A 17,828-nucleotide genomic window follows, 5' to 3' on the forward strand; every position below is an offset into this window, starting at 1 on the left:
GGTTCAGCGGCGGCTGCGGCGGGCCGAAGGTGCCGGCGGAGGATACGCGGGCTTCAGTTTGACGGGCTCGGCCGGCTCTGTCTCGATCGAAAGCGGGCGGTGCTCGGCGACCGCGGCGGCGATCGCGTACTTCAGCGCGTCGATTCCCTCGCCTGTCACGGCCGAGATGAGATAGAACGGCAGCTTCCGGCGCTTCGCGAACGCCGTCAGCTTCTTCAGCTTGTCCGGATTGGCGACGTCGGCCTTCGACGCAACGAGGATCGTCGGGCGTTTGGCGAGCGCCTTGTCGAAGCTGGCCAACTCCTCGGTGATAACCCTGAAGTCCTCGACCGGGTCAGGACGTCCAGATGCGTCGGAGACGTCGACGAGGTGGACGATCACGCTGGTGCGCTCGATGTGCTTGAGGAACTGGACGCCGAGTCCGGCGCCGAGGTGCGCGCCCTCGATGAGGCCGGGCAGGTCGGCGATGGTGAAGGACTGCTGGTGCGGATACTCGCCGACCGAGACGACGCCGAGGTTGGGCTCGAGCGTGGTGAAGGCGTAGTTGGCGATCTTGGGCCGGGCAGCGGAGAGGCGCGAGATCAGGGTCGATTTGCCGACGTTGGGATAGCCGACCAGTCCGGCGTCGGCCAGCAGGCGGAGTTCGAGGCGCAGGTGCCTCTCTTCGCCGGCGCGGCCGAGCTCGTGCTCGCGCGGAGCCTGGTGGGTGCTGGTGGCGAAGTGCTGGTTGCCGCGTCCACCGCGTCCTCCCCGGGCCACCACGATGGTCTCGTTGGGGTGGGTGAAGTCATGGAGCAGCTCGCCGGTGTCTTCGTCGTAGACGAGGGTCCCGATAGGCACCTGGAGGATGGCGGGATCGCCGGCGTGACCGGACATGTTGGAGCCCATGCCGTGCTGTCCGCGGCCGGATTTGTGCTCCGGATTGAAGCGAAAGTGGACCAGGGTGTTGTGGCTCAGCGAAGAGGACATCAGGATGTCTCCGCCGTGTCCGCCGTCGCCGCCGGAGGGGCCGCCGCGCGGAACAAACTTCTCGCGCCGGAAGGCCATGCAGCCGTTGCCGCCATCGCCGGCCTTCACGCGTATTTTCGCTTCATCGATGAACATATTTACATTCAGTTTACAAGGCTCAGTTATAAGGTAAGTAAATACAGTAAAGATTGGGCCGTTGTACCGGTGTATCCCGCTGCTCTCGCTGGAAACGCGCGAGTGTGAATTTTGAGGGAAGACACCGGACATCATGATCTGGACCGACTGATTGACTGATGGTCCGGCCGTACCCTTCCGATAAAGGGCCGTTCATCGCAGAACCCTGCGATGTCCCAGTCTGCTTTTTCTGACTGACATAAAGAAGAGACACCCACGGGCCGGAGTCCGACAGGGCGCGCCTGCCTGAGTTTTTTTAGGAGACCTCATATGAAGATCAAGAATTTAATGCGGTACGCGTGGCTTGCGGCATTGTGCAGCGGAATCTGCCAGCCTGGCCATGCGCAGTCTGCGACCGACGGAGCTATCAGCGGTACGGTGACCGATACGACCGATGCTGCCGTTTCTGGAGCGCAGGTCCTGGTTCGCAATATTGGAACCGGCAAGGAAGTCTCGCTGACGACCGACGCCAGCGGATTCTACAAGGCTGGGCTATTGCAGCCGGGAAACTACACAGTGACGGTGTCGGCGACGGGATTCAACTCATCCAGGACTGACAGCATCGTCGTTCAGTTGAACCAGGTCACGGCCGTGAGCCCGCACCTGGCCGTCGGCTCTACCTCGCAGACCGTCGAGATTACCGCCGACGCTCCGGTGCTGAACTTCGACTCGCCCGTCTACGGCGGTCACCTGGACACCAAGGAGATCGAGAGCCTGCCGATCAACGGACGCCGCTGGAGCAGCCTTACGCTGCTGACCCCGGGCGTGACGGCAGACTCGCCGAGCGGATTCGGCCTCATCAGCTTCCGCGCCATGAGCCCGCTGCTGAACAACGTGCAGATCGACGGTATCGACGACAACCAGGGCTTTTATGCCGAAGAGCGCGGCCGCACACGCGTCGGCTACTCCACCTCGCAGGTCGCGGTGGCGGAGTTCCAGGTGAACACCGGCGTCTACGCCGCAGACCTGGGCCGCGCGGTAGGCGGTGTGGTCAACACTGTTACCAAGAGCGGAACCAACAACCTGCACGGCGAGGTCTACTTTTACGACCGCGACAACGCATGGGGAGCGTACAACCCGTACACGACCAACACCACGTTCAACTCGGCGACAAACACCTTCGTCACCGCACCTTATAAGCCTAAGGACTGGCGCAAGAACTGGGGCTTCGGCGTTGGCGGACCGCTGATCAAGGACAAGCTCTTCTGGTTCTATGCGTATGACCAGTACAAGCGGAACTTCCCCGGAACGGCCAAGGCCGGCAACCCGGGCCTGTTCTTTGCCGCTCCCACGGCAGCGTCGCTGACCACGCTGCAGAATCGGCTCGGCATCACGAGCACCGCGGCGGCGAACCTGTACAACAGCGGCCTGCAGGCGCTGCTTACGGACCTCGGCCCCGTCGCTCGTACGGGCAACCAGGTGATCAATACTCCCAAGATCGACTGGCAGATCAACAGCAAGCACCATGCCAGCTTCCTCTACCACCGCCTGCGGTGGGACTCCCCGGGCGGCGTGCAGACCCAGGCTACCAATACCTACGCGATCGACAGCTTCGGCAACGACTTCGTAAAGCTGGACTATGGCATGGCGAAACTGGATAGTCTCTTTACGCCTCGCCTGTCGAACCAACTCCGCTACGGCTACGGCCGCGAGCTGAACTACGAGACGGCGCAGAAGCCGACCGCCTACACGACGCAGTACCTGACGCCGGCCAGCGGCACTCCTGTTGAGGTGGCGCTTGGCGGAGCGAACGGCTTCACGCTGGGCTCGCCCTACTATGGCTACCGTCCGCAGTATCCGGATGAGCGCAAGTGGCAGATCGGCGACACCGCCTCGTATATTGTGGATCGTCACTCCATTCGTTTTGGCGCGGACATCCTGCACAACTACGATCTGCAGAACAACCTGTTCCACAGCAATGCACAGATCAACTACACAACCTACACGGACTACCTCTCGGACATCGCGCGTCCCGCCGGCTCGAAGGGTGTCTGCGATGCGAACCGGACCACCGCGAAGGGTACCTTCCCTTGCTACAGCGGCTATAACCAGGGCTTCGGGCCGACGACGTTCGACCTGGCGACGACCGACTTGGGCTTCTTTATTCAGGACGACTGGAAGGCCACGCCGCAGCTGACCCTGAACCTGGGTCTTCGCTACGACTACGAGGTGATCCCCGGGCCTTACAAGAACCTCTACAACCCGGCGTTCCCTGCTGTTGCGAACACGTTTAGCGACAAGAACAACATTGCGCCGCGGCTGGGCTTTGCCTGGGACCCGTTCGGAAAGGGCAAGACCGTTGTTCGCGGAGGCTATGGCATGTTCTTCGGCCGTATCCCGAACTCGATCCTGCTGAACGTGTACTACAACACGGGGTCGGCGGCCAGCCAGGTGCAGTATGCGCTGACCAACCAGACGGGGCCGTCGTTCCCGAACGCGCTGACCACCGCGCCTACGGTTGCTGCGAACTCCGCGCCGGCAGTGCAATACTTCGACAAGAACTTCCAGAGTCCGTACGCGCATGAGTTCGATCTCGCGGTGCAGCACGATCTTGGCAAGTCGAACATCATCTCGGTTAGCTACGTGGGCTCGCTGGGCCGTGAGTTGCCGAACTTCCTGAACACGAACCTCGACCCGACGAAGACGTACCAGTCCACGCTGGCGGTAATCCCGGCAGCGGGACAGACGACGTGCGGTCCGCTTGCATGTGGACCGTTGACCACCAAGGTGTACGCCAGTGCGGTGCAGACGACTGCCGCGGGCGCTACGAAGAGCGCACTGCTGAACCCGAACTTCGGCGCGACCACCGAGGTGGTGAGCAACATCAACTCCAGCTACAACGCGATGACGGTCGAGGTTCAGAACCGCACCTACAAGCTGGTTCAGTTCGATGCGCACTATACCTGGGCGCACGCTCTGGACTACAACCAGAACCAGTCGACCAACCCGACGACCAACAATTGGTATGACCCGTATGCGGATGCGCTGGCGAACTACGGTAACTCGAACTTCAACATCCCCAATCGGTTTGTGGGTTGGGCAATCGTGAATGTGCCTGGAGTCAACAACAACACCTGGATGAAGTACCTGGCGAACGGCTGGTCCATCAAGCCGTCCTTCCAGGCGCAGTCGGGCTTCCCGTTCTCGCTCAACACCAGCGGCTTTGTTCCGAACCAAGCCTTCGGTTCGGCACCGGGTTGCGCGACCAACGGTATCGGCTGCTACCGGTCCAACGGCTCTGGTCTGGCGGCTACGGGCGTCTCCTACATTCCGCAGCTGGGCCGCAACACGCGTCAGTATCCTCGCACGATGGTGCTGGATATGCGCGCGCAGAAGAGCTTCACCTTCGCTGAGAAGTACAACCTCGAGCTGATCGGTGAGGCCTTCAACCTGGCGAACCACCAGAATGTAACCACGGTGAACACGACAGGCTACACGCTCTCGGGAAACACGATGCAGTTCAACCCTGCTGCCGGTACGCCGCAGAACTCCAACTCGAACTTCGCCTACAGCCCGCGGCAGGTGCAGCTGGCTATCCGGCTGATGTTCTAAGCAGGCAAACAGCAAGGATAGAAGGGCGGCGGCTTCGGCTGCCGCCCTTTTCTTTTGCGGTTCTCTGCAACGTTCGTGGCTTTTCTAACGCGACAAACTCCGCTAAGCTGCGGCTAAGTCCTCGAATCGTCTCCGGTGAAGCGAAGACCCGCACATCTGGCGAGTCCTGGACGAGTCGGTCTCCACGCGTCTCTTTCCGTGGTCGTGCTGAGCAGTAACCGACTGAGTATCGCGGAGAGAGCATGTTCGATCGCTGGAGACGCGGCGCGTCTGGCGCTGCGGTCGCTGAGAGTGCCACCCGGCTGTTGCTGGTCTTGCTTCTGCTTGCGCCTGCTCTGCGGCGCGCAGGGGGCCAGACCACTGTGGACGGCGCCATTCGCGGTGTTGCGACCGATCAGGCTGCGGCTGCCGTCTCCGGCGCGCTTGTGCGCGTGGAGGATGCGGGGCGCGGGCTCGTCTTCACGGCGAAGTGCGGAGCGCATGGCGATCTTCTTCTCGCGCATCTTCCGGCAGGGGCGTACGCGGTCACGATCAGCGCTCCGGGGTTCGCGACGCTCGCGCTCGATCGTGTGACGGTCGAGGCAGGAGGGACCGCTGAGCTCGAGATACGGCTGAAGGTCGCGGGCGTCCGCACGATGGTTACGGTTACGGACGATGCCTCCGAGGGAGTTGCCGGAGTCGAGCAGCCTTCGGGTGCGGCGATCGCGGGTGTCATCAGCAGTTCCGAGATGGATGCGCTGCCGATCAATGGACAGCGCTGGCAGAGCCTTGCGCTGCTGACTCCGGCGGCGAATGTGGGCGAGCAGGGCGAGGGGCTGCTGAGCTTTCGCGGGCGCGCGGTCACCGAGAACAGCACGACTGTCGACGGCATGGACGACGATCAGAGCTTCAACGCGGTGCCTCGGGGAGCCGAGAGCGTTGACGACGGCGAGAGCGAAGAGGAGACGGGCGTCGAACCCGGAGGAGCGTGGCGCAGTGCGGGGTCGTGGCGGCGCTCGGGGGCGGCGTACACCTTCTCGCAGGTGGCGGTGCGGGAGTTTCGCGTGAGCACGCAGAACTACAGCGCTCTCTATGGGCACGGGGCCGGCGGGGTGATCGCGACGATCTCGAAGAGCGGCACGAACGATCTTCATGGCTCGGTGTTCTATCGGGTGCGGACGAGCGCGTGGGCGGCGACGAATCCGTTTTCGATTGCGACGCGCTATCGGGACGGCGCGATCACGAGTGGTTACGTGAAGCCGCACGACCTGCGGCAGCAGTTTGGAGGGACGGTGGGGGGCCGTTGGTGCGCGACCGCTCTTCTATTTCTACGCCTTCGATCAGCAGCGCCGGGAGGATGCGGCGATCTCGACTCCGGGCGACACTGGCCTTCTACTCGCTGACGGCGACGCAGCGCGCGCTGCTGGCGAATCGCGGTGTGACGTCGGCGAAGGTGAATGCGGCGTTGAACTATCTGGACAGTCTGACCGGCGAGGTGGACCGGCGCGACGACCAGACGATCAATTTCGCCAAGCTGGATTGGCAGATCTCGGCGCGGAACCGCGCGAGCGCGCAGTACAACCGGACGAGGTCGGCCGTGCCCTCCGGGCTTCTCGGCGCTGCGGTGGTGGATCGCGGAGTTGCGAGCCTGGGGAGCGGATATACCAAGATCGATGCTGTTGCGGGTCGATGGACGTGGACGCCGTCGGCGCGTCTTGCGCTGCCGCAGGAGCCTGCGATCGGGCCCGGGGGGTTGGCACCGGAGATCGCGATCGGGCCGAATGGGCTTGCGTTCGGGACTCCCGCGGGGGTGGGGCGCAGGGCTTATCCGGACGAGCGCAGAGTGCAGGCGGTCGATGCGGCGACGTGGAGCTTCGGGCGGCATCTGCTGCAGGCTGGCGTGGACTTCAGCGTCGTGCACGATGAGGTGGACGCTCTGAATAACACCGCGGGAACGTTTCAGTACGACAGCGGAGCGACGAATGGCCGCGCGGGCGGCCTGGTGGACTGGATCACGGACTACACGTTCAACGTGAACGCGTACCCGAACGGTGGCTGCCCTTCGATCAACGCGACGGTGCACCTGTTCTGCTTCCGGTCGTTCACGCAGAGCTTTGGACAGCAGGCGGTTGCGTTCAACACGCAGGAGTGGGCTGGCTTCGTCCAGGACACCTGGCGGCCGCGCGCCAACCTCACCGTCCACGCGGGCCTGCGGTACGAGTATGAGTTGCTGCCGTTGCCGCAGCATCCAAACGATGCGCTGGATGCGTTGTTCCGCGATCGCGGCGCGACCAGCATCTTTCCGGAGGACCGCAACAACTTCGGGCCGCGTGTGGGGGCGGCGTGGGCTCCGTTTGGGACGGGGCGCGGCGTGGTTCGCATCGGATACGGCGTCTACTACGGCCGTGTGCCCGGCGCGACGGTGCGGAGCGCGCTGGAGAATACGGCGCAGGCTTCTTCGGCGACGCATGTGCGGATCACTCCGAGCACGATCACGACCTGCCCGCAGGTGGCCGGGCAGGGCTTTGGATATGTGTGTACGTATCTCTCGGCTCCGCCGGCGGCGGTCGCGTCGACGACCCTGGCGACAGTGTTCAGCCGGAGATTTCGCACGCCGATGGTTCAGCAGGGCACCCTCGCTGTCGAGCGCGGCGTCGGCGCAGGCGTTGTGGCGTCTGCGACGTATCTGATGAACATCGATCGCCAGCTTCCGGGCTCGGTGGACGTGGACATCGCGCCGTCCACCGGGACGAAGACGTTTCAGATTCAGGGCGGGACGGGCGCGCCGGGGGTTCGCGACGGCGAGACGTTTGTGCTGCCGGTGTATACGGCGCGGGTGAGCGACAGCTTTGGTACGGTGACGGCGGTGACATCCGGCGTCGCCGCGAGCTATCACGCGGTGGCGCTCGAGGCGCGGAGACGCAGCCGCGGCGGGCTCGAGTTTCGCGCGGCGTGGACGTGGTCGAAGGCGATCGATCAGGGCCAGAACACGGGTGCGACGCCGAGGCTGAACTCGCAGCTCGATCCGTTTACGGTCGAGTACGACAAGGGGCTGTCGCGGCTGAACTTTCCGCACAAGTTTGTTGCCAGTGCGGTGTGGGAGCCACGGGTGCGAGCGACGGAGCCGTGGGTCCAGCGGGCGGCGAACGGCTGGACGGTCACGGGCATCTTTTATGCGACGAGCGGGCGGCCGTACAGCTACGAGATCGTCGGCGGCACGCGGCTCGCGGGCGGTCGCGAGATCATCAACGGATCGGGCGGCGCGGTGTACCTGCCCACGGTGGGGCGGAACACGCTGCGGCTGGACATGCGGATGGGCCGCGTGGTTCGGGTGAACGAACGGGTGCGGGTCCGGGGGGGCGTCGAGGCGTTCAACGTGGCCAACCATGTGAACTACTCCGGCGTGGAGCAGAGGGCGTTCCTGGTGGGAACGCCGGTTGGGAGAGTGACTCCGCTGGTGTTTCAGGATGCGGCGGCGGTCGCGGCCGAGGGGTTGAACGTTCGTCCGTTCGGCGGTTACACGGCGGCGGCGACGAATCTGGCGCGGGAGCGGCAGGTGCAGTTGGGTCTCGAGGTCGAGTTTTAGGACGCTCGCTGGGTCCTCCCCCGGTACTTATTTGTGCAAAGTCTTCGAAAGATTTGACTTAGGTTGGTACTTCGATGTTCTGGAGGTACAAAAGGAGATCCCCGGCTTTTGGCCGGGGATTTTTCTCTCTATCTATAGAGATTCAGATTCCAGTTATCAGGCGGACGGTAATTAATCGGCAGATTTTGATTTCCCGTTAGTGGTTTGCTTTGTATGGCTTACGGGGTTTTTTCGATTTCGGGGGCTTGACATTATTTGGCGGCGGTATTCCACAGGGGGGGTGCCGAAGTGTATTCCCGGCGATGGATGTGCTTGATATTGCAATGGATATGCAATACGTGATCCGGCTGACTCCCGGGGAGTGATTGGGCATCCAACTAATGGGGGAGTGTGTAATTAGGGAGTGTGTAATTAGGGAGTGTGTAATTAGGGAGTGTGTAATTAGGGAGTGTGTGATGGAGCGGAGTCGAAATGGAGATGAATACGGTCGAGATGGATAAGGTCGAACGGCACGGTCAGTCGGTGAAGCGGGTACGGTCTCTAAGTGACATGCATCGGGTTCCCTTCGGGGCAGCAGAGAATCTGAAGGATCTGATCACGGCACTGAGGCAGAACCGGCATTTTGCGATGGATTTCTGGGCGCTGGTGGGGGAGTTGAGCGCGCGGGAGCAAGGGACGCTGGACGACGAAGAGATGCTGGACGTCCTCGTCGAAGGGGCGACGAGTCTTTCGGTTGCGTCGTTGCCGGAGCAGGAGGGCGAGGCGGCCAGGGAGCTTCGGCAGATGCTGGCGGGAGTCGACGTGGGGGCGCCTGCATTTCTGCCGGATGCGATCGAGCCACCGGGGGATGGTTTGATCGCGGGTGGAAGGATCTGGGGTGGAAGGAAGGAACCAGGGAGGAACGGCACCGTCGTCCCGTTGGCGGAGAGAACGCGGCGGCCAGAGACGAGTGGGCCCCGAGTCAACGCACCGGCGGGGCGAGTGGAGACTACGGAGACGTGGGCGGCCCGGCATTCGATCGGAGAGGCGCTGTCGCGGCTGGAACAGACGAGCCGCGAGCTGAGGGAGCAGCTGGCTGCGATCAAAGAACAGGCGGTTGCGGAGGAGGCGGTTGAGGAAGGGGCGGTTGCGGCCCGGGCGATCGAGGAGCAGATCGACGTTGACCGCGGCGTGCACACTGACGCTGCGACCGACGTGCAGCCCGAAGTGCACACAGAGGCTGAAAAGGGAGCTGAAGAAGTGGCTCGCGGGGGAAAAACGCGACCTCAGCGGCTAAAGCCGCATTCAAAACAGGGCAGTTACGGCACCCATTCGACTCCGTTCAGGGCAGGTTCTGAAGCCGTGCCCATAAGCAAGACGGGTCTTTCAGCACCCTCTGAAGCCGCGGTCGCGCAGCCGGAGAAGCAGGAACAAGGCGGTGTCGAACAGTTCGTCAACTGGCAGCCGCTGCGGGGGAGCGGGACGCGGCCGGTGTGGGCTCCTGAAGCAAGAGCTGCGGCGGCGTCGACGGTGATGCGTGCGCTACGGCCCGCGGAATCGGCGGAGGCGGAGGTCTTTGCGCCGCAGCCGCCTCACACGCTCTCGCGCCGTGGCCTGGCGATTCCGGAGGAGGATGATGATCCGTCGATCCCGGTTCCGCTGGCGGGCTATGCGGAGAGTGAGCGGGGGACGGGGCGGCGCGTTGCGCTGGCGGCGCTGCTGCTGGTGGTGCTGGGCGGCGGAGGCTATGCTGCTACGCATGGGAATGCAGTGCGCGGAGTGTGGGAGCGCGCTCGCCCATCGCTTCAGGCTACGTACGAAGAGACCGTCGAGAAGCTGCGGGTTCTGAAGCTCGAGGCCACTCCGAAGAGCAGCAATGCGGAGACGAGCGCTCAATCGCCTGCGCCTGCGCCGGTGAGTGCCAGCGGCGGAGCTACTTCAGGCGGGGCTACTTCAAATGCTGGCGTAGCTTCGACGGCCCCGGCTGCGAACGGAAGCTCGGGGAGCGCCGCGAATTCGGGTTCTGCGCCGCAGGCGAGCGCGGGCTCTGCGCCAGAAACGAGCGAAGTCGCAGCTACACCGGGCACGACGGAAGAGCCGGCGCAACTTGAACCGAAGGCGCGAACGGACCGGGAGTCTGTTGCGGTCCGTCCGAAGAAGAGCAGCTCCATTGATATGAAGGACAACTTCCGGAATAAGAAGGACAGCTCCGAGGATGCGGCCGAACCCGAGATCGCTGCCAATGTGGTCAGGGTGCCTTCGGCTGCGATGGAGGCGAACCTGGTGGCGTCGCGGGTTCCGGCGTATCCGACTACGGCGAAGGCGGAGGGCATCCAGGGTCGCGTTGTGATGGAGGCTTTGATCTCGAAGAGCGGGACTGTGGGCCGCGTGCGTGTGCTCGAGGGGGACTGGCACTTGCGCTCGGCTGCGGAGGATGCAGTGATGAAGTGGCGCTATCGGCCGTATCTGGTCAACGGCCGTCCGGTCGATGTGGCCACGACGGTTCGCGTGGACTTTCGCCTGCCTCGGGATTGGGGAAGGTAGATGTCTCTCAGATGAATCGTGATGACGCCGGTGCGATTCGCAAGGAGGAAGGCCGCAGGCTCATGTATTCTCGCTGCACGGGAATTTGTGTAGCGAGACTATGGATATCCTGAATACCTCTCTGCTGGTTGCTCTGATCGTCTTCTGCTTGTTTGCTCTGGTGATGGTGCTCAAGACACTGTTCACCGTGCGGACCTACACGGCGGGAGTCGTGGAACGGTTCGGCAAGTTCAACCGCATCGTGCGTCCCGGGCTGCAGGTGCTGATCCCGTTTGCCGAACATGCCTTTATCGTTGACCTGCAGGTGAAGCAGGCGCAGTTCTCTGTCGAGACCAAGACGCGCTATAACGTCTTCGTGCAGATTCCCGTGAGTGTGCAGTACCAGGTTCTGGATGACAGGATCTTCGATGCGTTTTACAAGCTGTCGAGTCCGCAGAAGCAGATCGAGTCGTTTGTCTTCAACTCGATTCTCGGGCACGTGCCGAAGCTCACGCTGGACGAGACCTTCGAACAGCAGTCGGGAATCTCGGTTGCTGTGAAGACGGAGCTTGATTCGATCATGTCGGGATTCGGCTTCAACATCCTGACGGCGCTGGTGACGGACATCATTCCGGACGTGAAGGTGAAGGCCGCGATGAACGACATCAACGCGGCGCAGCGCGCGCAGGTGGCGGCGCAGGCGCGTGGCGAGGCCGAGAAGGTTCTGAAGGTGAAGCAGGCGGAGGCCGAGGCTGCGTCGAAGGCGCTGCAGGGCCAGGGCATCGCGGCGGAACGGCAGGCCATCATCGACGGGCTGCGGTCGTCGATCGAGCACTTCCGCGAGTCGGTGCCCGGAGCCACGGCCGAGGACGTGATGGCGCTCGTGCTGCTGACCCAGTACTTCGATACGTTGAAGGATGTTGGTACGCGCGGAGGGACGAACACGCTGTTTCTGCCGAGCAATCCGGGCGCGGCCAGCGACTTTCTGACGCAGATTCTGGCGGGGCTGCGCGGCGGGAATGGAGCGGCCGCGGCTCCGCCTTCAAGAGCAACCGTTACCGTTGGTTAGCAGATTTGTGACGAAACGGTGCGACCGGCACGGGTCTTGAGCATCTGCGTGGGAGTAAGGTGCAGCAGGTGCTGCAGCACGGGAGGTTGTCGCGTGAGCCGGATCAGCGAACAGTCGCAGGGCCGTGTGCATGTGCAACAGCGGACGGCGGATGGATTTGCAGTGCAGCTGCGCAGCGACTCGAGCGGCGTGCTGGAGGTCCCGGAGTTTCCGAATGCGCTGGTGTCGATCCATATCGGCAGAGCGGCGCGGATGTCGTGCGTGCGGGCGGGATTGAGCCACACGGGTTCGGCGGTGCATGGGGATATCGATGTGATTCCTGCGGGCGTTCCCGCAGTGTGGCGGATGCACGACGAGAATGATCGCGCTCTGATGATGAGTCTGCCGACGGCGATGCTGGATGCGATTGCGGAGGAGAATGGCTTCGGCGCGCGGCGCGTGGAGCTGCGTAATCGCTTCATGGTGCGGGATCGTCAGCTGGAGAACGTGGCGTGGGCGATGAAGAGTGAGCTGGAGCTGGGTTCGCCTTCGGGGCAGCTGTATCTGGATGGGCTGGCGATGTCGGCGGCGTCGCGGCTGGTGGCGGGGCATAGTTCGGTTGCGATGGAGGAGCGGCGGTACGGCGGGCTCGATGGGCGACGGCTGAAGCGGACGCTGGAGTTTATTGAGGCGCATCTTTCCGACGAGCTCTCGCTGACGCGGCTCGCGGCGGTGGCGGAGATGAGTGCGTCGCACTTCAGGGCGGGGTTTCGTCAGTCGATTGGAACGGCTGTGCACCAGTATGTGATCGAGCGCAGGGTGGAGCGCGCGAAGTCGCTGCTGATGCGGGATGGACAGAGCATTGCGGAGATTGCGCTGGCTGCGGGGTTTACGCATCAGAGCCATCTGGCGCGGCATATGCAGCGGGCTACGGGGCTTTCGCCGCTGCAGATGCGGCGGATCTTTGCGGAGCGTGTGGCGTTTGAAGTGACTGAATAGTTCTCGGGAATTTTTTCCAGCAGATTGTGCTCTTTCTCAGCGGCGTGTGTGCGACGGCGTGCGTGTGGTTGCGGAGAATTGTTTTCGTGGCCGCGAGGTTTGGCTGCGAGAGCAATCTGTGATGGGAGAGAACATGATGAGACGAGAGTTTTTACGAGGAACGTTTGGCGTGGCAGGGGCGTCGCTGCTGTCTGAGGTTGCGATGGGGCTGGGCGGCGGGGCCGTGGTGACGAGCCCTCTCACGAAGGTCACGGACGGAAGCATCGATATCCGGGAGTTCCATCGGATGCGCCGGTTTGCTGATCTGCCGATGGCTCGCGTGGCGTATGTCGAGCGCGGTAAGGGGCCGGTGGCGCTGTTTCTGCACGGCTTTCCGCTGAACGGCTATCAGTGGCGCGGCGCGCTGGAGCGGCTGTCGCCGTACCGTCGCTGCATTGCGGCGGACTTTATGGGCCTGGGTTACACGCATGCTCCGGCGGATGCGGACGTTTCGTTGCCGGCGCAGGTGGAGATGCTTGCCGCGCTGCTGGATCACCTGAAGATTGATGAGGTGGATCTGGTGGCGAACGACTCGGGCGGTCTGATCGCGCAGCTCTTTGTGGCGAAGCACGGCTCGCGGGTGCGGACGCTGCTGCTTACGAACTGCGACGTGGATGAGAACAGTCCGCCGGCGGCGTTTGTGCCTCTGATTCAGTCGGCGAAGCAGCCGGGCGTGGCGGACAGGTTCATCGCACCGCAGGTGAAGGACAAGAGCTTCGCACGCACGGATAAGGGACTTGGGGTTGCGTATACGCGTCCGGCGCAGCTCGCGGATGAGACGATCGACGTTTACTTTGAGCCGCTGGTCCGCTCGCAGGATCGCAAGGAGCAGTTCAGCCGGTATCTGCTTGCGTTTGAACCGAACCTGCTGGTGCCGATTCGCCCGCAGCTTAAGGAGTTCCGTAAGCCGGTGCACATGGTTTGGGCGACTTCGGATATCTTCTTCGATGCGAAGTGGGCGGAGTGGCTGGATCGCACACTGCCTGGTTCGCGTGGAGTGCGACGGATTGAGGGGGCGAAGCTCTTCTTCCCGGAGGAGATGCCGGATGTGATTGCGGAAGAGGCGTTGAGGCTTTGGGGGATCTCGCCGTTGCCGCGGAAGTAACTATAAATTGCTGATTGGTGAGGGCTAGCCCCGGCTTTGAGCCGGGGCTATTTGCTGGATGGCGTCGCAGAATTGTTGTTGCCTGGATATATCAAGTCGATGTATAGTCGATAATCGTTATATCGATGGTCGACTATGCCTAAAAAGACACTTGATCCTCTCCCCTCGGCGGCATTTCAGATCCTGCTTGCTCTGACGGACGGCGAGCTGCATGGTTACGGCATCATGCGCGCGGTTGAGCAACAGACTGCCGGGCGCGTGCGGCTGGGGCCGGGTACGTTATACAGCTCACTTCAGACGCTGCGGGACGCGGGAGCGATTGAAGAGCTTGTGAACGAAGCAGCCAACACGGAGCGGCGTCGTCACTACAGGTTGAGTGGGGCGGGTCGGAGGCTTGTCCGGTCTGAGGCGGAGCGACTGGAGGAGTTGCTGCGGGTCGCCCGCGCCAAGAAGGTTATGGAGGGGCACTATGCATGAGCGGGTCTATCGTCTGCTGCTCCGTCTCTATCCTGCGCAGTTTCGTCGAACGCATGGCGATGAGGCGCTGCTACTGTTTCACGATCGTCTGCGGGATGAGACCGGATTTGTTCGCCATGTGAGATTGTGGCTTGATCTGCTGGCCGACTTTGGAGCGATCCGCATACGTGGGTATCGTGAGCTTGCTCTTACGCCTGCGGTGGCTCCATCGGGCTACGACCGGCAGCGGGTGCCATCGTTTGGAAGCCTGGAGGAAGCAAGTCTCCAAGCTGCTTCGCTGCTGTGGGGAGGAGTTTTGTCGATCATTCTGTGCGCTTCGGTTCTGTTCGCGCTGGAGCACGGCAGAGGACACCTGCCGCTTCACAGCGTGGTTTTTGATGCAAGCCCACGGGTGGTGGCGAAGTTGCGGGCGCACGTTGAGTTCACAAGCCAGCCGTTGAATCACTCGAAGACACCGACGGTTCGACTGAAGGCCGTTGTGCGCGCCATCGACGGAGGTCCAATGCCTACCGGTAAGGTCAACTTCCTTTACGGATGGAGGACGGTGGCGAGTGGAAGTCTCGTCGACGGGACAGTGGTGCTCGATGCGAAGCTGCCAAACAACGAAGGGCTTGCGATGGATGCCGTTTACCTTGGTGACTTCAATTACTCGGCAGCGAACTCGATGGAGAGTGTGGGTCGTTAAAAAAGCAGAAGGCAGAGAGTGATGTTCTCTCTGCCTTCTAAGCTTAAGTGTCCAATGACTACGATTACTTCACGCCTGCTGCGAGCAGGGCTCCTGCGGTCCAGAGTACGGGGGCCTGGCCGTGGAAGTCGCCGGTGCGGCGCTTGCGCTGGTAGTAGTACTCGAGTGAGTCCTTCTTGCCGGTGCCTTCGCAGACCTGCGTGACGTCGTGGTTCTGGTCGACGTAGCCGACGACGGCGATCCATGCCTTGCGCGCGGCGGGGCCGTAGGTCTTCGCGTCGAGCCAGCCGTGCTTGACGCCGGTGATCATGGCGAAGGCGAACATGGCGGAGCTGGAGCTCTCGGGCCAGGCATCGTCCTTGTCGATCAGCTCACGCCACATGCCGTCCTTGCCCTGGTACTTGAGCAGGGACTCCATCATGAGCTTGTAGCCCTTCATGATGCGTGCGCGCTCGGGGTGGTTTTCGGGAAGCGAGGTGAGCATCTCGGCCATGCCGGCTGCGACCCAGCCGTCGCCGCGTCCCCAGAAGTACTTCACGTCGGGAGCGTGGTAGAAGAGGCCGTTGGGCTGCTGGAGCTTGTCGAGGTAGGCGGACATCTCCTTGGCGTCGCGGTCGAGGTACTTCTTGTCGCCGGTTGCGCGGTAGGCCTCGAGCTGGAGCATGGTGAGCATGTACATGTCGTCGATCCAGAAGCGCGTCTCGGCGGAGAGGCCGTCGGGCTGCGGGTTCTCCCACTGGCGGTCGGCCCACCAGAGACCTTCTTTGAGGTACTTCTGATCTTTGGTTTGACGGGCGATCTCGAGGGGAGCGACGCCGAAGATGGAGTCGTCGACGTGACGGCGCTGGGGGCGGCGCTCGGCCTCGGCACCGCCGGGGAGCAGCGGCTCGAACTTCTTGATGAGTTGATCGCGGAGCGCGGTGTCGTTGGTCAGATCGGCGAAGCGTAGAGCGCCGTACCAGGTGCAGATCTCGGAGTAGTGGATGGTCTTGGTGTACTGGTGAGGGCTGGTGACGAAGTGGTCGGCCAATTGTTTGCCGACCTCCTGCGGGCTGGTTCCCGCCGGCCAGTTGGTGAAGTAGTTCTCCTGCGCCGCGGCTACGCCGAGCGAACCGAGCAGGAGGCATCCGGAGAGGACAAAATTCAGGCGCATCTTTCCCTCATTGCATATGTGTAGTTGGTTTTTACGACGCGGCCATTCTATCCAGAATGTTAAGTGGTTGACCACTTGGTTTCTGAAGAGGACTCCGTGAGGGAGAGCGAATGGTTTGGTGCGAGCCCTGCGGTTGGCGGATGGCTGTAGTCTGAGGAAGTATCTCTCCTCTCTCGATATGGATCAGGGTTCAGCGGAGCTTCATGCAGAAACGATTGTTGCGGTCTCGACTCCGCCTGGGCGCGGCGGGATAGGAGTGGTGCGGCTGTCGGGCGTGCGGGCGCGGGCGATTGCCGAGGGGCTTTTGCGGATGACGCGGCCGCTGGCGGCGGGAAGGGCGCGGTTCGGGTACCTGGTGGATGAGGAGACGGGCGATGCGCTGGATGAGGTGATCGCGACGTTCTTCGAGAGACCGCACTCGTATACGGCAGAGGATGTTGTCGAGATCGCGTGCCACGGCTCGCCTGTGCTAATGGACTATGTGATGCGCCGATGTATTGCGGCCGGAGCGAGACTGGCGGAGCCGGGGGAGTTCACGGAGCGCGCGTTTCTCGCAGGCAGGCTGGACCTGACGCAGGCCGAGGCGGTGCGCGACCTGATCGAGGCCTCAACGCTGCATCAGGCGCGGGTGGCGGCACAGCAGCTTGGAGGTTCGCTGTCGCGGCGCGTGGCTCCTGCGAAAGAGAGGCTGGTGGCGCTGATCGCGGGGCTCGAGGCGGGAGTGGACTTCGCGGAGGACGATATCGACACGATGGCCGTGGGCGAGATCGTTGCGCGGATCGCGGAGATTGAAGCTCCGTTGCAGGAGCTGGAACGCGGCTTCGGGTATGGGCGCATCGTTCACGATGGGCTGCGGCTGGCGATTGTGGGGAGGCCGAACGCCGGCAAGTCGTCGCTGTTCAACCGGCTGGTGGAGCGCGACCGCGCGATTGTGACGGCGATGCCGGGAACGACGCGTGACCTGGTGACGGAGCGAGTGTCGATGGAGGGGATTCCGGTCGAGTTGATCGATACGGCGGGGCTGCGCGAGGCGAGCGACGAGGCCGAGACGATGGGCATCGCAAAGTCGCGCGAGGCGATGGCGGAGGCAGACCTGGTGTTACTGGTGGTGGATACGGCGGCGGAGGCTCACGCGGAGGACGTAGCGACGCTGGAGGCTCTGGGAGAGCGGCCAGTGCTGGTGGCGGCGAATAAGGTTGATCTTGGAGCCGGGGCGGTGCCGGCGATGGGCGCGCATGTGGTGCGCACGTCTGCAGTCACGGGTGAGGGAATCGCAGAGCTGCGGCGGGCGATTCTGGAGCTGGCGACGAAGGGCGCTCCGATGCAGGAGACAGCGCTGGCGACGAATCTGCGTCAGAGAGAGGCGATCACGAAGACTCTGGCTGCGCTGGGAAGGGCGCGCGAGGCCGCGATAACAGAGGTGCCGGACGAAATGATCCTGCTGGATCTGTACGAGGCTCTGGGATCGCTGGACGCGCTGACGGGAACGACGACGACGGAGGATATTCTGCGATTGATCTTCTCGAGCTTCTGCATCGGAAAGTAGAGTTCGGTTGAGCG

12 protein-coding genes are annotated in these 17,828 nt (G+C 62.9%); 10 read left to right on the top strand and 2 right to left on the bottom strand.

Annotation, left to right across the window (positions count from 1 at the left end):
- Window positions 1-3: 3 nt before the first annotated feature.
- Entirely contained in the window at window positions 4-1,104 is a 1,101-nt protein-coding gene (gene obgE / locus Q363_RS01870; RefSeq protein WP_035347356.1) for a GTPase ObgE, read from the bottom strand.
- Between the two features lie 309 nt (window positions 1,105-1,413).
- Here obgE and Q363_RS01875 point away from each other — a divergent pair, with 309 nt between their 5' ends.
- The 9 genes from Q363_RS01875 to Q363_RS01920 all read left to right on the top strand — a co-directional run bounded on the left by Q363_RS01875 (window position 1,414) and on the right by Q363_RS01920 (window position 15,115).
- Entirely contained in the window at window positions 1,414-4,695 is a 3,282-nt protein-coding gene (locus Q363_RS01875) for a TonB-dependent receptor (protein WP_035347357.1), read from the top strand.
- A gap of 242 nt (window positions 4,696-4,937) precedes the next feature.
- Window positions 4,938-6,077, top strand: coding sequence for a carboxypeptidase-like regulatory domain-containing protein (locus Q363_RS01885; protein ID WP_051978230.1), 1,140 nt, complete (start codon window positions 4,938-4,940; stop codon window positions 6,075-6,077).
- Window positions 6,032-8,260, top strand: coding sequence for an outer membrane beta-barrel protein (locus Q363_RS01890; RefSeq protein ID WP_035347367.1), 2,229 nt, complete (start codon window positions 6,032-6,034; stop codon window positions 8,258-8,260). The genes Q363_RS01885 and Q363_RS01890 overlap by 46 nt, the downstream gene beginning before the upstream one ends.
- A 471-nt stretch (window positions 8,261-8,731) precedes the next feature.
- Window positions 8,732-10,783: an energy transducer TonB gene (locus tag Q363_RS35555; RefSeq protein ID WP_051978231.1), complete on the top strand. Its 2,052-nt coding sequence runs from the start codon at window positions 8,732-8,734 to the stop codon at window positions 10,781-10,783.
- A 100-nt stretch (window positions 10,784-10,883) separates the two neighbouring features.
- Complete coding sequence (locus Q363_RS01900; RefSeq protein WP_035347369.1) at window positions 10,884-11,831, top strand: SPFH domain-containing protein; 948 nt, start codon at window positions 10,884-10,886, stop codon at window positions 11,829-11,831.
- Between the two features lie 93 nt (window positions 11,832-11,924).
- A complete protein-coding gene (locus tag Q363_RS01905; RefSeq protein WP_051978232.1) occupies window positions 11,925-12,809 on the top strand; it encodes a helix-turn-helix domain-containing protein in 885 nt (294 codons plus the stop codon).
- Between the two features lie 133 nt (window positions 12,810-12,942).
- A complete protein-coding gene (locus tag Q363_RS01910) occupies window positions 12,943-13,953 on the top strand; it encodes an alpha/beta fold hydrolase (protein ID WP_035347725.1) in 1,011 nt (336 codons plus the stop codon).
- Window positions 13,954-14,088: 135 nt separating this feature from the next.
- Window positions 14,089-14,430, top strand: a complete 342-nt coding sequence (locus Q363_RS01915) for a PadR family transcriptional regulator (RefSeq protein ID WP_035347370.1) — start codon at window positions 14,089-14,091, stop codon at window positions 14,428-14,430.
- Complete coding sequence (locus Q363_RS01920; RefSeq protein WP_035347372.1) at window positions 14,423-15,115, top strand: Ig-like domain-containing protein; 693 nt, start codon at window positions 14,423-14,425, stop codon at window positions 15,113-15,115. The genes Q363_RS01915 and Q363_RS01920 overlap by 8 nt, the downstream gene beginning before the upstream one ends.
- Before the next feature lie 64 nt (window positions 15,116-15,179).
- Here the strand turns inward: Q363_RS01920 and Q363_RS01925 are convergent, their stop codons facing one another.
- Window positions 15,180-16,268 carry a glycoside hydrolase family 88/105 protein gene (locus Q363_RS01925; protein WP_035347375.1) on the bottom strand — a complete coding sequence of 363 codons (1,089 nt, stop codon included), beginning with the start codon at window positions 16,266-16,268 and terminating at the stop codon, window positions 15,180-15,182.
- Between the two features lie 118 nt (window positions 16,269-16,386).
- On the opposite strand from Q363_RS01925, the gene mnmE reads away from it, so the two are divergent.
- Window positions 16,387-17,814 carry a tRNA uridine-5-carboxymethylaminomethyl(34) synthesis GTPase MnmE gene (gene mnmE / locus Q363_RS01930; RefSeq protein ID WP_342667375.1) on the top strand — a complete coding sequence of 476 codons (1,428 nt, stop codon included), beginning with the start codon at window positions 16,387-16,389 and terminating at the stop codon, window positions 17,812-17,814.
- Window positions 17,815-17,828 lie beyond the last annotated feature (14 nt).

This window comes from Edaphobacter aggregans DSM 19364 (assembly GCF_000745965.1).
In the GTDB taxonomy this organism is placed as follows: domain Bacteria; phylum Acidobacteriota; class Terriglobia; order Terriglobales; family Acidobacteriaceae; genus Edaphobacter; species Edaphobacter aggregans.